This window comes from Cutibacterium porci (assembly GCF_009696315.1).
GTDB classification, from domain to species: Bacteria; Actinomycetota; Actinomycetes; order Propionibacteriales; family Propionibacteriaceae; genus Cutibacterium; species Cutibacterium porci.
This window is the reverse complement of record NZ_VUMG01000001.1, coordinates 149343-163876: the sequence shown is the minus strand read 5'-3', so window position 1 is coordinate 163876 and position 14534 is coordinate 149343. Positions and strand designations below refer to the sequence as shown.

The 14534-nt window shown below is 63.5% G+C and carries 14 protein-coding genes; 1 reads left to right on the top strand and 13 read right to left on the bottom strand.

Annotated elements, in window-relative coordinates; translation table 11 throughout:
* Positions 1–95: 95 nt before the first annotated feature.
* From fabG to FYJ43_RS00655, 12 genes are all read right to left on the bottom strand, one after another.
* Entirely contained in the window at positions 96–884 is a 789-nt protein-coding gene (gene fabG, locus FYJ43_RS00710) for a 3-oxoacyl-ACP reductase FabG (protein ID WP_154561105.1), read from the bottom strand.
* Positions 881–1903: a 2,3-diaminopropionate biosynthesis protein SbnB gene (gene sbnB, locus FYJ43_RS00705; RefSeq protein WP_154561103.1), complete on the bottom strand. Its 1023-nt coding sequence runs from the start codon at positions 1901–1903 to the stop codon at positions 881–883. The genes fabG and sbnB overlap by 4 nt, the downstream gene beginning before the upstream one ends.
* The gene (sbnA, locus tag FYJ43_RS00700; RefSeq protein WP_154561101.1) at positions 1900–2964 is read right to left on the bottom strand and encodes a 2,3-diaminopropionate biosynthesis protein SbnA; all 1065 of its coding nucleotides are present in this window, start codon (positions 2962–2964) and stop codon (positions 1900–1902) included. The genes sbnB and sbnA overlap by 4 nt, the downstream gene beginning before the upstream one ends.
* The gene (locus FYJ43_RS00695; RefSeq protein ID WP_154561099.1) at positions 2948–5260 is read right to left on the bottom strand and encodes a lantibiotic dehydratase; all 2313 of its coding nucleotides are present in this window, start codon (positions 5258–5260) and stop codon (positions 2948–2950) included. The genes sbnA and FYJ43_RS00695 overlap by 17 nt, the downstream gene beginning before the upstream one ends.
* A complete protein-coding gene (locus FYJ43_RS00690) occupies positions 5257–6441 on the bottom strand; it encodes an aminotransferase-like domain-containing protein (protein ID WP_229771542.1) in 1185 nt (394 codons plus the stop codon). Before FYJ43_RS00690 ends, FYJ43_RS00695 begins: the two co-directional genes overlap by 4 nt.
* A 4-nt stretch (positions 6442–6445) precedes the next feature.
* On the bottom strand, positions 6446–6679 hold the full coding sequence (locus tag FYJ43_RS00685) for an acyl carrier protein (RefSeq protein ID WP_154561097.1): 234 nt from the start codon (positions 6677–6679) through the stop codon (positions 6446–6448).
* A 71-nt stretch (positions 6680–6750) separates the two neighbouring features.
* A complete protein-coding gene (locus FYJ43_RS00680; protein WP_154562029.1) occupies positions 6751–8214 on the bottom strand; it encodes a class I adenylate-forming enzyme family protein in 1464 nt (487 codons plus the stop codon).
* Positions 8214–9143 (bottom strand): ACP S-malonyltransferase, encoded by a 930-nt coding sequence (locus tag FYJ43_RS00675; protein WP_154561095.1) that lies wholly within the window; start codon positions 9141–9143, stop codon positions 8214–8216. The genes FYJ43_RS00680 and FYJ43_RS00675 overlap by 1 nt, the downstream gene beginning before the upstream one ends.
* A gap of 28 nt (positions 9144–9171) precedes the next feature.
* Positions 9172–9969: an ABC transporter permease gene (locus tag FYJ43_RS00670; RefSeq protein WP_154561093.1), complete on the bottom strand. Its 798-nt coding sequence runs from the start codon at positions 9967–9969 to the stop codon at positions 9172–9174.
* A 1-nt stretch (position 9970) separates the two neighbouring features.
* Positions 9971–10870, bottom strand: coding sequence for an ABC transporter ATP-binding protein (locus FYJ43_RS00665; protein ID WP_154561091.1), 900 nt, complete (start codon positions 10868–10870; stop codon positions 9971–9973).
* A gap of 98 nt (positions 10871–10968) precedes the next feature.
* On the bottom strand, positions 10969–11640 hold the full coding sequence (locus FYJ43_RS00660; protein WP_326833205.1) for a ParB N-terminal domain-containing protein: 672 nt from the start codon (positions 11638–11640) through the stop codon (positions 10969–10971).
* Positions 11641–11782: 142 nt separating this feature from the next.
* Positions 11783–12640, bottom strand: coding sequence for a mechanosensitive ion channel family protein (locus FYJ43_RS00655; RefSeq protein ID WP_154561089.1), 858 nt, complete (start codon positions 12638–12640; stop codon positions 11783–11785).
* Positions 12641–12765: 125 nt separating this feature from the next.
* Here FYJ43_RS00655 and FYJ43_RS00650 point away from each other — a divergent pair, with 125 nt between their 5' ends.
* Entirely contained in the window at positions 12766–13458 is a 693-nt protein-coding gene (locus tag FYJ43_RS00650; RefSeq protein WP_154561087.1) for a suppressor of fused domain protein, read from the top strand.
* Between the two features lies 1 nt (position 13459).
* Here FYJ43_RS00650 and FYJ43_RS00645 read toward each other — a convergent pair whose 3' ends face one another.
* The gene (locus FYJ43_RS00645) at positions 13460–14440 is read right to left on the bottom strand and encodes a LacI family DNA-binding transcriptional regulator (protein WP_195839879.1); all 981 of its coding nucleotides are present in this window, start codon (positions 14438–14440) and stop codon (positions 13460–13462) included.
* Positions 14441–14534 lie beyond the last annotated feature (94 nt).

The window sequence follows — 14534 nt, the reverse complement described above, 5'->3', positions numbered from 1 at the left end:
GGTTTGTCCTTTCAGAAATTCGTTGGGAAAAGATGTTGGCCAAAGTTGTTGGGGAAAGGTGTTGGAGAATGTTGTTGGGAATCGTGGTATCGACGTCAGCCGTTGACCATTCCGCCGTCGATGGTGAGGGTTTTCCCAGTGATGTAAGAGGCCAGCGGGGACGCCAAGAACGTGACGGCTGATGCCACCTCGTGAACCTGGCCAAGCCGACCCATGGGAATATGTGTGAGTGCTTGGGCCATCGCGGCCTTCGGCACCGCCGCGACCATGTCGGTCTGGATGAATCCGGGAGCCACTGCATTGACGCGGACGTTCTTGGCCGCGACCTCCGCTGCGAGGGTCTTGACCATCGCGATGATTCCGCCCTTGCTTGCGGCATAGTTCGCCTGACCGGGCCGGCCGGCCACCCCGCTCGTGGAGGCCACCATGGTGATGGATCCTCCGGTTGAGTACATGGCCTTGGTTGCCTCTCGGGCGCACAGGAAGGTTCCGGTCAGGTTGGTGTCGATGACTGAGCTCCACTTGGTCCGACTCATGGTGGCCAGGTGGCCGTCGTCGGTGATCCCGGAGTTCAGCACGGCCGCGTCGAGTCGTCCGTAGTGCTGGCGGGTTTTTCGGAAGATGTCGGTCACCTGGCTCTCGTCGGTGACGTCCAGGCGAAAAGTGAGGCACTGGCGACCCATCTGCTCGATCTGTTCTGCGATTCGGGCAGCTTCCTCCTCCTTCCTGCGATAGGTGATGGCCAGGTGGCATCCGGCCGCCGCCAGAGCGAGGGCACATGCCGCGCCGATGCCGCGTGAGGCACCAGTCACCAGGGCGACGGAGTCCGGGGGAAAGACGTCGTGGAGGGCATGCGGATTCTCGTTGGTCAGTGACGTGGTCATCTGTTCACCTCGATCGTGCTCGTTGCGTGCGTTCCGGGATCGAATCCATCAATCTCGACGGCTTCCGACGAAGAGGACATGACGACTGACGCGACTGCGAGGTCGAGGATTCCGAGACCGAATGGGGAGAAGATGATGCGGGAGTTGGGGCTGGTCTCCAGCGGTGTGCCCAGGAGTAGATCGCCGATTCGCGCCGCGATGAAGTCGCGATTGCCGGTCTGCTGGGCGGCGAGATCCGGCGTGGTCGCCTCGCGGCAGACATGGTCCGGATCGTCCACGACATTCGTCGCGGCCAGGAGCGAGGCCACCGACAGATCTCGCAGGGAGGTGTGCAGGACGACCTGGTGACCAGACTTCTCCCACGGCGGCAGAGTGAGCCAGTGGCTGGAGTCGGTGGTAGCAATCGCAACGGTGTCAGCCTCTCGCAGCACCGCGTCGAGGTCCGTGGCGACGTGAATGTTCGTCGAGGGATGGGACTTCTTGACGATGCGCGCGAAGTTCTGAGCACGTTCAGCCTGGACGTCGACGGCGATAACCGTGGTGATCTGAGGATGCACGTGGAACAGGTAGTCGATCGTCGCAATGTTGATCGTGCCGCACCCGATGACCCCGATCGTGTCGACCCGGTCGCTGGTGCCGTGGAGGGTGGCGCTGGCCAGGGCCGCTGATGCCGCCGTTCGGGTGGCAGAGATGCGGCTGGATTCCAGTAGAGCTGTCGGATAGCCGGTCTCGAGGCTGTTGAGGATGAGTACCGACGATGCGCGCTGCATCCCGAGGTTGAGGTTCCCCGGGAACGACGAGATCCACTTGATTCCGGCGAGCCGGAACTCGCCGCCGACGTGGGCGGGAAGGCCGATGATGCGGTCATCCGGATGGCCCTTGGGGCGAAGGAAGGTCGAGAAGGGCAGGGAGGTCTCGTCGCTCGAATGGAGCATGTAGGCACTCTGGACGGCGTTGAGCACCTCTTCGTGGCGGTCGGCAAGGGCCTTCTCGACGGCGTCTCGGTCGAAGAGTTTCATGACGGATTCCTGTTCAGGTAATACATGTGGTCGGGTTCGGCTGACCTCCACTCGGCGGGAGTCAACGGGTTGGGGACATGGGACGTGACCCAGGACTGGTCGTAGATTGTGTCGAGATAGCGCTCGCCTCCGTCGGGCAGAATTGCGACGACCGTCGAACCGGTAGGAATGGTGGGTGCCGCCCGGTGGATGGCCGTCAGGATCGCTCCCGATGACCCGCCCAGCAGGAGGGATTCCGTTCGGAGGGCTTCGCGGCATCCCATGACGCAGTCCGCGTCGGAGACCAGGACGAGCTGATCAGCCAGTCCAGCCCTCCACAGGGGTGGGCGGACCGAGGCACCGTGACCCGGGACGTATCGGGGATGCGGGGTGCCCGCTTCGTCGAAGATGGCGCTGCCCTGGGCGTCGACGGCGATGAGGCGGGTGTGGGGTGACATCGATCTCAACGCCTCGTGGCAGCCACGAAGGGTTCCACAGGAGCCAGTCGCGCACACCAGGACGTCGACGTGGGGAATGTCCTCGAGGATCTCCCTGACGGTCTGCTCGTGGGCGGCAGGATTGTCCGGGTTGCCATATTGATTCGACCACCACGAATCAGGGACCGAGTCCAGCAGCTCTTTGACCCGTTTGAGTCGCATGGGGAGGAATTCACCAGTTCTTGGGTCGGGCACGGTGATGATGTCCAAGGTCGCACCGAAGGCCTCGATCAGCCGGATATTCGTCGGCGTCGCCTTGGCATCGGTGACGCAGATGAAGTCGACCCCGAATTCCTGGCACAGCATCGCCATGGCGATTCCGAGATTTCCCGAACTTGATTCAATGACGGTGGTACGTCCGGGAATGACCTCGCCGCGTCGAATGGCGTTTTGGAGTATGGACCGTGCGGCCCGGTCCTTGATGCTGCCCCCGGGATTCATCTTCTCGAGCTTCCCGTAGACCTCGAAGGGCACATTCCCGAAGAAACGGTCCATACGGATGAGGGGAGTGTGGCCGATGAGGTTGGAGACCGACATCACTGCCTTGGGTAGTGGGGCAGAATGCGTTTCAACAGTTGTCGTCATGTCGATCCTTCGTCAGCTGAAGACGGAATTCGTGGACGTAGTGATGTCCATGCGTGTCGTGGAGCCAGGAGGATGTCGGTTCCGGGAGGACCTCGGACATCGTCACCGTGCCGCCAGGATTCTCTTTGAGGTCGCGCTGCAACGACCGTGTGAAGATCGTTGACATGACGGGGGATTCGAAGGAGAAATAGATCGGTTTGGGCTCCGAGGCGAACTTGACGAACAGGTGGTTCGGGAGATGGTTGTCCCGCTGCCACCGACGCAGCAGAGCGTGTCGCTGGGCGCATGATCCGTGCAGGACGTCGAGCGTCTCGGTGGGGAAGCGCCAGGTACGGCGGAACACCACGAGGTTGTCAATGGTGAGCCGGGGAGCGTCAGAGCCGGGCAGTCCGATCTTGAAGGCGTCTGCTGCAACCATCGAGATGGGGACGCTCCACGCTTGTGCAATGGTCCAGAGCTTGCCGGAGGGGTCACGCACCATAAGACCGTCGTCGGTCTGTTCGAACAGAAGTGCCGACATCGACCACGTGTTGGCGCGGTCCTGATCAGCGGTCCGGGTGAAGCCGATGGCACGATCACCGACTCCAACAGTCGCGGGAACCATCCGACCGGTGTTTCGTCTCCACGTCTCGGGGAACAGCGGGACCAATCGTTCCAGGTTGACAGCGGTGTTGATGCGGTCCCGGACGGTGCCGCTGGGCAGTGTCCAGTCAAGGAACGGCATGTCGAGGCTGCTCAGACAGGCATGCAGCTCGCCCATGACGGCCGTGACGTTCCCGGCTGCGATTTCATCGACGTCGGAGGTGATGATTTGGAGGTCCGGGCTGTGCACGGACAGCTCCGGGATCGGCGTGCGCACCGGGAACAGCTCGTCCACCTTGGCGGCGAGAGCAGCAGAGGTGGTGTCGATGCGACCATCGACTGGTTCAAGTCCCTCGAGGATCGTGTTCCAACGACTCGACAACTCCGACACCGCACGGTCAAGGGGATCGGGGGAGTTGCCCCAGAACAGCGACATCGTCGATGCCCACACGTCTGCCATCGACAGCCGATGGCGGGAGGCCTGTTGTTTGCGCGTCGCGATCTCGGTGATCGCCTCGGAGTACTCCTGGGCCAAGGTGTCGGCGAACCAGTCGGCTGACTGCAGCACGAGGCCGAGGGGGGCGTCGAGGGACTCCAGCAGTGCGGTCCCGATCGTCGTCGTCCCGGCACGTGTGCAATCGAGGTAACACAGACTGCGTGCGGCGTAGGCCTGGCCGGCTCGGCGCTCGGAGGATGCGCCCGTGAAGGTCTCGAAGTGTTCGGACAGCGCAACGGACGCCTCGGTCAGGGAGCGCGCGTCAGGAGCGTGTCGGATGACGTCCATGAGCTCGTCGAATCGTGACAATTCGGTCTTCGCCCCATCGCGCAGCGAAGGATCCCCGATGCGATCCACACGCTGGTGCAGGATGTCCCAGGCACGTACCGAGACTGGGATGTTGGCGTTCCAGATGACGGTGTGGCGACGCTCGTGGGTGGTGAGAATCTTGCGCAGATGCTCAGGAGCCATGTCGAGCTGCTCGGCGATCTGGGCTGCCGCACGGGTGCCGTCGGCGAGGAAGAGAACCCTTGCCTCGTCTTCGGTGACCCGGCGGGGCTGTCGCCCGACTGCGGTCACCGTCCTGGTCTCCATATCGAGGTCAACGGCGGGGGAGAGGATCGGTGGCATCCACCACTTCAGCTCGGGCCGTTCAGCCAAGGTCGTCCCGATCGCGATGGCAGCCCAGGCCTCCATTGCGACATGGGAACGGGCCACCAGGTGATCCGAGGCAGTGAATTCCAGGGCCGGTCCGTCGGTGTTGACGTCCACCCAGTCCGACGGTCCGAAATACCCGATGGTTTCGGCCTTCGAGCAGTACCGCTGCCAGTACAGACCGATCAGGCGTACCTTCCGGCGAAGTGACGAGTTCGTTTTCCCTGTCGAGGCGAGGGATCCGAAGGTCTGCCATGCTCCGGGGTTCTGCCACGCAATGGCGGTGGACAGCGCCTCGTTGTTGTGCAGCAGCGAGATGAGGGCGTTCGTGATCGACACCTCATGGTCGGTGTACTGCTGCTCAAACTCTGCCTTCGGGATGTCTCCGGCCAGGTATGAGTCAAGAAGGTCGAGGACGTGATCTGACTCCAAGAGGGACAGTCCCTCGGCGGGGAAACCGGCGCTGCGCAGGAGTGCTCGTCCGAAGACGCGGCGACCATGGCGTCCCCACGGGAAGGTCTGCTGAAGGGCGTCGGGTTTGGTCGTTTCTGCCAGGAGGGTCATGCTGATACTCCTGTCTCCACGAGGGCGGCGGCGAGTCGTCGTGCTCCTTCGGTCAACTCGGTCGGGCGCGGGTAGCTGAAGGACACCCGCATCGACGGCGAGTCGAGCCCCGCGGGGTCGAAGTGGAGGCCGGGTACCACTCGCACTCCATTCGCTGCGGCACGACGAGCGACGTCAGCTCCGCTGACACCGGAGACGTTCTCCAGCCACAAGTAGAAGCCGCCCTGGGGTGTCCGCCACGTCCACGTGGTCGGCTGTCCGGATTGGGTCAGTTCGGACTCGAGGGCATGACTGAGCGCCTGGGCCCGGTCTCGGTAGGAGGCTCGATATGCCTCCAGCAGGTCGTCCCATCCATGGCGGCGGTGGTACTCGCCGATGATGGCCTGGTTGAGGGCGGACGGGGAGAGGGTCATGACCTCGCACATGGCGCGAAGATCGTCAACAAGGTCTGCCGGGGGATCGATCCATCCGCATCGCACTCCCGGTGCGAACACCTTGGAGAAGGTGCCCAGGTAGATGACCCGGTCGGGATCCATAGATTTCAGTGCTGGCCAGGTACGACCCTCGAAGGAGAGCATCCCGTAGGGGTCGTCCTCGATGACGAGCAGATCGTTCCTGGCGCAGATCTCGAGGATGTCGGCGCGACGAGCCTCGGACTGCACCGAACCAGTGGGGTTCTGGAAGGTGGGGGTGGTGTACACGGCCGCGACACGACGACCTCTGCCGCGCAGGTCGGAGATGGTATGGGCCAGGGCGTCGGGGTTGAGTCCTTCCTCGTCGCCGGCAACACCGATGAGGTCCATATCGGCAGACGCCCAGGCCGCCAGAGCTCCGGGATAGGTGGGGCTGTCGCAGACAATTGCGTCGCCGTCGAGAATGTTGGCGACCATCATCATGCCCAGTTGCGATCCGGCGGTCGGCACGAGATGGTCCGGATCGGGAGTCATACCGGTCCGTGCTGCGAGGTCGAGGATGGCCGGGATCAGGGAGGACGAGACGGTCGGGGTGGAGTACTGAAGCAGGGTGCGCGACCCCAGCCGTAGCATTCGCGAGGTCAATTCGGCGATCTTGGCTGCGGGGAGAACCGTCAGATCAGGCAAGCCACCGGACAGGGAGATGGTTCCGGGGATCCGATCAAACAACTGAGGCATCTCCACGCGGCGACGTGTGGTGGTCGTCATGTCGTCACACCGTCGCCTTCGACTGTTCGATGAGGGAAAGCAGGCCGGACGGGGTCGAGCCGCGGCCGTCGGCGAGGGCTTCGGGGTCGAGCTCAATCCCGAGCTGGTCCTCGACGGCCACCATGAGGGTGAGCATTCCGAGCGAGTCGATGCCTTGATCGACGAAGGGGCGATCGGCGTCAAGAATCGTCGCTGAGCAGGTGGTTTCGATGAACTGGTTGAACTCGGCCTGGGTCATGAGAGGTTTCCTTCCATCTGTGAGGCGGGGCGTCTGCCGGGTGGAGCATCTGTGGGACGAGGAACCGCACGTCACGACCGTGCGTGGACGGCCGCGGCGGCAGCTGCTCGATCTGGTTTTCCGTTGCGGGTCAGGGGGATCTGAGGTAGCAGGTGGATGAGTTGGGGTCGTCGAGCGCGGTCGAGGACGAGGTCGAATTGCTGTGCGAGGAACTCTGGGCTGGCAGTCCCGCAGTAGGCGACCTCGAGTGGCGCAGAGTCAGAGTCGGGCTTGAGGGCGATGACCGCGTCGACACCCGGGATGGCCTCGGCCGCCACCTCGATCTCCTGCAGGCAGATCCTCACGCCGTGGTGCTTGACGATGTCGTCGTCACGTCCCAAGAGGTGGATGCGCCCGTCCGGATCCATCCACCCTCGGTCTCCGGTGAAGAGGGTGAGTCCATCGGGAGTAGGCCGGAATCGGCCGGTAGAGGTGTTAGGGACGTTCCAATAACCGTCCATCACTGTCTGGCCGGACACCGTGATCTCCCCGTGTTCGCCGGCCGGGAGCGCGACACCACAGTCATTGACGATCTGTACTCGCGTACCGGGTAGGGCTCTGCCGACGCTGTCCGGATGGTCTTTGTACTCGTCGACCGGAAGGATCGAGATGCGCTTGCACTCGGTCATGCCGTACATCGAGGCGTACTGGGATCCGGGGAAAGCGGCGAGAAGCTGATCGGCGACCTCGGGGGACAAGCGAGCTCCGGTGTTGGTGAACAGCCGGATCGTTGTCTCCAACCGATCGCGGCGCTGCAGGGTGAGCAGCATCGCTGCCATCGACGGTACGACCGGGACCACGGTGACGCCGTGACAAGCGATGTCACGCACGAGATTGCGGTCGCGAGGCCCACCACCGTGGAGGACGACGGTCCCACCGCGGATGGCTGACATGAGGACCTGGTAGAGCCCGTAGTCGAAGGACAACGGAAGGCGGCAGAGAATGACGTCGTCCTCCCGGTACCCCAAGCAGTCGTGGACGGTTCGTGCTGCGGTGGCCACCTGCCGGTGGGGACACCTGATTCCCTTGGGAGCTCCCGTGGTGCCCGACGTGTAGATGAGGAGTGCCAGATCGTCGGCGTCAGCTCGGGAAGGACAAGGATCGAGGTCGGCGTGGACTAACCCCGTCGGGGGAGTAACGGCGTGCCCGTTGGGGACGGTGACTGCTTCGACGAGGTCTGTGCTTGCGCAGACCAATGCGGGGTCGCAGTCGTCGATTACATGCTGCACCTGGGTCGGAGTGAGGTCCTGGTGGACCGGGACGACGGTGAGTCCATCGAGCAGACACGCCCACACCAGGCAGACGGTGGTCACGTTGGTGGGGGCCTGAAGGACGACCCGGTCGTGGCGTCGCACCCCGTTATCGCGCAACCAGCGCCGGACCGCCTCGATGCGGACTGCGAGGCTGGACCACGTCACGACCTCGTCGCGGTCGATGATCGCAGGATGCTCGGGGCGTCGGGAGCAAGTTTCGAGGAAGTATTCCGGGATGAGCATCACGCCTCCTGTAGAACCGGGGAGAGTTCTTCGAGCTGTGCAGCTGCCTGGGTGGCGTCACGAGGCGTGGTGACGCAGAGGGTCCGAAGGCTAGGGATCTGACGCGAGAGCAGGGAGGCCTGGACCTTTCCCGGCGGTGCTGAGATCGCAAGGTCAGGCTGTCGTGCCGCCAGCTGCTTGAGGCACAGATCCCATCGGACGGGAGCTGTTACCTGGGCGATGAGTCGATCGCGCAGCTCGTCACCCGAGCGCACCTCCTGACCGTCGAGATTCGAGATGATCGGGTACTTCGGGTCCGAGAAGGTGATCTCATGAGCGGCCTGGGCGAATGCTTCCTGGGCAGGTTCCATGTACGCGGTGTGGAAGGCCCCGGCGACATGCAGTTGCTTCACAGCAGTCCCGGCGGGTGGTTCTGCGACGAGCTTGGCGACGGCGTCGACCGGTCCGGCAGCGACGATCTGCCCGGCACCATTGATGTTGGCGGCGCTGAGACCGAGGTCTGTCAGGCGCGAGACCACGTCGTCCGGATTACCGCCGATGACGGCAGCCATGGTCGTGGGTTCGGCAGCGCATGCTCGCGCCATCGCAAGTCCACGTCGACGGGCGAGGGTCACCGCCGTTCCCGGATCGACGACGCCCGCGAGACAGGCTGCCGTCAATTCGCCGACGGAATGACCCGCGAGCACGAGGTCCTTGTCGGCCAGCATGTCCGAGATGAGGACACCGAGGCACACCAGGATCGGCTGCGCGTTCTCGGTAGCCGCCAACGTGTCGGCGTCGGCCTTGGTGCCGAGTTCGATGAGATCGACGTCTGCCTGTTCCGACCAGGAGGTGACGGCTTCTCGGACACCCGGAAGCTTGAGCCACCCGGTGAGCATGCGAGGTTTCTGCGCGCCTTGTCCGGCAGCGACGACGGCGATGCGGTTCATCGCATTGTTCCTTTCGCAGGTCGAAATGTCACTGACGACCGGTGCTCTTGCCGAACCGGCGCGACGCCCAGAAGACGAACCCTGCGAACCAGCACAGGGTGCCGATGATGGCTGCGGACAGGGAGTCGTGGCCACCGCCGATGTCCATGCCGTTGGTCAGCGGGTAGCGGGCCAGAGCGGTGATGCCGTAGGCGGGGCTCCAGCGGCCGATGGTGAGCATCGTCCCGGAGAGGGGGATGAAGACGTTGCCGAGGAACGCGAGTCCGGTGATGACCAGGCCGGGGATGTGCATGACGACGTCGGGGCGCAGGGACAGGCCGATCGCCAGTCCGAAGGCGGAGAAAATTGCCGAGCTGAGCCAGGCAGCCGTCAGTCCGACGACCCAGGCACGCAGGGTGCCGTGGGCTCCGGTCAGCATGCCGAGGATGCCGATGAGCAGGGTGGGGGCCAGAGCCATCACCATGGCGCACAGCACCTTGATGAGCACATAACCCACCGACGACAACGGGGTGAGGCGGATGGTGCGGGTCCAGCCGTTGGCCTCGTCGACAGAAATCGACGCCGCGTAGCTGGTGGCGGAGGTTGCCGCACCATAGACGGCGATGCCGATCATCATCCACATCGCGAAGTTGCCTCCCGGCAGATTGGCGGAATGGTTGGTGCGAAAAAGCGCGAGATAGAGCACGACGGGCAGCGCGAGGTTGAAGATCAGCGTCGAGCGGCGAAATGGGCGGCGCAGTTCGCACCAGAGGTACTTGAGGGAGATCGAGGACTGACGACGGGGACGGCGAGCGATAGCTGGCGCGATGGTCTGTGCAGCGGTCATGTCAGGACTCCTTGGAGGTGAGGGCGAGGAAAGCGTCGTCGAGGCTTCGAGGGACGACGCGCAGGTCAGTTCCTCCGAGCTGCATGACCTTCGAGGCCAGGGCGTCGGAGTCGGGATGATGCAGGTTGATTCGGCTGCCGTCTTGCTTGATGAGCTGGGTGCCGGGCAGGTCGAGCTGGGTGAGGGAGAAGTTCGGGATGGTCGCCGTGACGGTGCAGCCGCCAGAGAGGGTGCGGATGGCGTCGGAGGTGTCGTCGGCGATGATTCGGCCCTCCTTGATGAGGATGACCCGGTCGGCGAATTCGTCGACCTCACCGAGGTAGTGGGTGGCGAAGAGGATGGTGCGGCCGCGGCGGGTGTCCTCGTGGATCTCGTCCCAGAAGTCCCGGCGAGCCTCGACGTCCATGCCCGCGGTGGGCTCGTCGAGGATGAGGAAGTCGGGGTCGGGCAGCAGCGCCAGGGCGAAACGCAGGCGCTGACGTTCACCGCCGGAGCACTTGGACACTTGACGGTTGGCCAAGTGGGTGAGCCTCGCTCGTTCCATGCAGGTGTTCATGTCGGAGCCGCGGTACAGGGACGAGATGATTTCCATCGTCTGACGGATCGTCATGTCAGGGAGAAGACCGCCGGTCTGGGTCATGGCGGTGCAGCGCCCGGAGCGGGCGGCCTTGAGCGGATCGGTGCCGAAGACCTGGATCCGGCCGCTGTCGGGGCGGGTCAGTCCGAGGGCCATGTCGATGGTGGTCGACTTTCCGGCGCCGTTCGGTCCGAGAAAGGCAACGACCTCGCCACGACCAATGGTGAAGGAAATATCCTGCACAGCGTGGATGGTTTCACCGGCGGAACCCTTAAATGATTTCGACACATTTGTCACAGTGAGAGGACTTGTACTGGTGACCATGATTTCTCCTGGGGGAATCGCTGAATTTCTCGTCCGTCACGAGTGTTGCTGCGGTGATGAGTCTGAATCCAGCTTTGGGGCAGAACTGGGGTGCGGCGTCACGCCGCGGGGATGACGGGTGTCATCGTCGATGTGTTGACGGAGCCATGGGCCAGGAGGGGAGCGAACCGGGTGACGGTTGCCGGCAGCGGTCCCATGTCGTTGGCCATGGCCCATAAATCGCCCAGATTCGGGGGTTGCCACGTCATGACGATCGAGTCGTGGGCGTGCTCGACGCAGCTGTCCGGCTCGAGAGGCGTGATGCCATGGGCATAGGCGATGCGGGCGATCTTGTGACTAAAGAGGTACTGGTCCCGCAGTCGTCGCGAGGTGGTGCCGAGGTGACGGCGCACTCCATTGATGACGATGTCTGCCTGGCCGCGGTTGCCGGCGGGCAGTGCGAGTCGAGCCAGCCTGATCGCAGCGTCAAGTGGGATCGCGTGACTCCACCCGGGGACCTCCGCCGTCAACGGCAAGGTGTGCAGACGCGCGCGGATGTGGGGCAGGTGGCTCTCATGATGAGCCTGTGCGCGATGGGCGCCGTCGAGGACGAGGAACCTGTGGCCGATGGCCATGGCCTCGATGGGGGGCAGCGGTGCGTCGTCCTCGACGGCGTTCCTGATGTGTAGGAGCTTGTGCGGATCGGTCTGTTCGTGCCACACGAGCAGCCGTGTGGGAATGTTTTCGATCCTCACCTCTGACGACCTCTCCGCGCGTTGTGGAATTAGCACGGAATGATCATCAAACGTCCCGGAAAGCCATGTCCAGATATTTCTGGACACTCATTACGGGTGAAGGTTATTCGACTGATGAACTCCTAGGAATCATGTGACAGGAGTCATGCTGAACCGTCACGGCAGTCAGCATCCCCGATCAGAAGGCACCGCGAATTCTGGCAGCATCAAAGGCGTCCTTGCACTCGCGGCGCAGGGCACGCAGGACGCTGTGGTGCTGGTTGGCGATGCACTTCGTCATCACCTGGAAGGTCATGGTGTCACCAGTGATGTCGCCGACCCCGAGGACGAGGGGCTTGTCGAGCAAAACGGACTCGAATTCGACTTCGAGATCGTCGAGGACCTTCCTGATGACGCGGATGACCTGATTCGGGTCCTCCAAGGCGTGCACCTTGATGTCGGTGTACGAGGTCGTCCATCCCTGCGTCACATTGCCGACCTTCGTGATCTCGCCATTGCGCAGGTACCAGGCTGCGCCGTTCCAGTCCCGGATGCGGGTGACGCGCAAACCGACGTCCTCGACCAAGCCTTCAACCTCGTTGATCTTCACCGCGTCGCCGACACCGTACTGGTCCTCAAAGATGATGAAAAGTCCCGCCAGGATGTCCTTGACGAGGGTCTGAGCGCCGAAAGCCAGCGCCACGCCGACGATTCCGGCAGAGGTGAGGATGGGGGTGATCTTGATGCCGATGGTGCTGAATCCCGACAGCAAGGCGACGACGATGATGACCGCCACACCGACATTCGAGAGCAGTCCGCCAACCGTCGTGGTGCGCTGATTTTGTCTGTCGATGCTTGCGCCGGTCGCCTCGGCGAGAATGCGACGGGTGCGTCCGGGCATCGTGGCGTCGCGCTTTTCCGATCGCGACACCATGAGGCGAATCGTCCAGTCGACGCCCTTGCGAAGCAGCCAACGGGCAACGATGGCAAGGGCGATGATGATGAGGATGTGGATCAGCGTGTCCCATGTCCACACGTCGGATTTCAGCGGAGGCATGGTCTCCCTTCGCGGTTGGGGTCAGGCGACTGAGGTGGTCGTGGCAACACTTCCACCTTTCCATCTCGGGCAAGAAAAACCCCACCCCGGACACGCCCGAGCCATCAACGTGACAGGATCGAGGCATGAGTGACGACAACGTCTCCCCCGCAGCGCGCCTTCCTGGCGGTGGCCAGCCGGCGGCAGAACAAGCGGTGAACTCACAAGACCTGCCCGAGCATCTGGCCGCACCGACGCAGATGCCTTCGACTGGCCCCCAGGTTGCTCAGGCCGTGGTCGAGGCAGTTGGTGGAACCCCTCGCGCTGACGGCATGGTGGATGCCGCTGAGGAGGTTCGCATCGACGTGTTGTCCTTTGCGGACGCTCCCGCGCCGGGATGGTCAACCTGGTCGACGGTGAGCCTGCACGTGGAGCCGAACGCCATCGCCCTTGTTGACGGCACCAGCAGTGACATTCGCGCCGAGCTCATGGCGGTGGGCGCTCCCGGATCCGACGTCATGGGCAAGGTGCTGGGATCGTGCGCCTTCGCGGTGCTGCGTGACCACTGGCCGATGGCCCCGGGAATCGTCTTCGGTGACGTCGTGTCGATGTACGCGCCGAATTCCACCACCCCGCACCTCATGTGGTGCCATCCATTTACCGCACCCCAGCTCGACCGGGTGGAAATCGGCGACCTCAAGGTGCATTGGCTGCTGGGAGTTCCGATCACCGAGGCTGAGCGTCAGTGGCTGGAGACCAATGGGTTTGACGCTTTCGTCGAACTACTTGACGCCAAGGCAGTGAACTACACCGACTTGAATCGTCCGTCGGCGGTGTAATTCAGGCGGACTCCCGCCAGACCACGTCGTTCGGTATGACGACGTGACGCTGGGGCAGTTCCTGACCGCGAATCTGCGCGACGACCATGTCTGCCAGGGCGATTCCGGTTGCCCTGGCGTCGCTTCGTACCGTCGACAGCGGAGGATCGTTGAGGGCCGCGACAGGGGCGTCATCAAAACCGACAACCCCAACGTCCTGGGGTGTTCGTCGGCCAGCTTCGTTGAGGACCCGCATCGCACCGGTGGCGAGGAGATCAGACGCGGCGACAACTCCGTCGAGGTCTGGGTGACGTTCGAGAAGCTCGGACATTGCCCGCTGTCCGGCAGCCATCGTCCACCCGTCGACCGCGGTGTGCCCGATGGCGGCATTTTTCGCACCTTGGTGGAATCCCTCGAGACGCATTGGGGTGACTGGTGCCCACGCTGGCCCGCCGATGGCGACCAATTTCGACCGTCCGGTGGCCACGAGCCGTTCGGTGATGGCTCGGGCACCCCCGACATTGTCAGTGTCCGCTGAGGGGATGTCTGACCCAGGGAAAGGGGTGGAAGCCGTGACGAGCGGGATATTTGTCGTCATGAGACGGGCGACCAGCGGGTCTTCGTTGGTCATCGCGACCAAAATCGCCGCGTCGAAGGACCCACCGGCAATTAATGACCCGACACGTTCTGCCGAGCGGGGAGAATCGACGAGGGCAAGGAGCATCTGGTAGCCGTGCTCGGACAGTCGCAGGTTCGCTCCGGACGCCATTGGAGAGAGTGTCGGCTCGGTGTAGAAGACGTTGACGTTTTCTCGCGCCACCAGCACCACGGTGTCAGTCGATTGCACTCGCAGCGACCGTGCTGCTCGATTTGGCACGTAACCGGTGGTGACGATCGCGTCGGCAACGGCCCGTGCGGTTGCTGGGGCCACATTGGTGTGGCCGTTGAGCACCCGTGACACCGTGGCGTGGGAAACGCCGGCTACCCGAGCCACGTCATGCATCGTGGGCCGACTCGTGCCCTCGCTCATCGGTAATCCTCCTCTGTCTCCGGGTCGTCATCGGCGACGCTCCGATTTGTGGGCCCCCACTTGTCGA

Excerpts from the sequence above, each read along its gene's own strand:
- FYJ43_RS00655 (WP_154561089.1), bottom strand. The coding sequence starts at position 12,640 with ATGCCTCCGCTGAAATCCGACGTGTGGACATGGGACACGCTGATCCAC.
- FYJ43_RS00665 (WP_154561091.1), bottom strand. The coding sequence starts at position 10,870 with ATGGTCACCAGTACAAGTCCTCTCACTGTGACAAATGTGTCGAAATCA.
- FYJ43_RS00645 (WP_195839879.1), bottom strand. The coding sequence starts at position 14,440 with ATGCATGACGTGGCTCGGGTAGCCGGCGTTTCCCACGCCACGGTGTCA.
- fabG (WP_154561105.1), bottom strand. The coding sequence starts at position 884 with ATGACCACGTCACTGACCAACGAGAATCCGCATGCCCTCCACGACGTC.
- FYJ43_RS00695 (WP_154561099.1), bottom strand. The coding sequence starts at position 5,260 with ATGACCCTCCTGGCAGAAACGACCAAACCCGACGCCCTTCAGCAGACC.
- FYJ43_RS00685 (WP_154561097.1), bottom strand. The coding sequence starts at position 6,679 with ATGACCCAGGCCGAGTTCAACCAGTTCATCGAAACCACCTGCTCAGCG.
- FYJ43_RS00650 (WP_154561087.1), top strand. The coding sequence starts at position 12,766 with ATGAGTGACGACAACGTCTCCCCCGCAGCGCGCCTTCCTGGCGGTGGC.
- FYJ43_RS00680 (WP_154562029.1), bottom strand. The coding sequence starts at position 8,214 with ATGCTCATCCCGGAATACTTCCTCGAAACTTGCTCCCGACGCCCCGAG.
- sbnB (WP_154561103.1), bottom strand. The coding sequence starts at position 1,903 with ATGAAACTCTTCGACCGAGACGCCGTCGAGAAGGCCCTTGCCGACCGC.
- sbnA (WP_154561101.1), bottom strand. The coding sequence starts at position 2,964 with ATGACGACAACTGTTGAAACGCATTCTGCCCCACTACCCAAGGCAGTG.
- FYJ43_RS00670 (WP_154561093.1), bottom strand. The coding sequence starts at position 9,969 with ATGACCGCTGCACAGACCATCGCGCCAGCTATCGCTCGCCGTCCCCGT.
- FYJ43_RS00675 (WP_154561095.1), bottom strand. The coding sequence starts at position 9,143 with ATGAACCGCATCGCCGTCGTCGCTGCCGGACAAGGCGCGCAGAAACCT.
- FYJ43_RS00690 (WP_229771542.1), bottom strand. The coding sequence starts at position 6,441 with ATGACGACCACCACACGTCGCCGCGTGGAGATGCCTCAGTTGTTTGAT.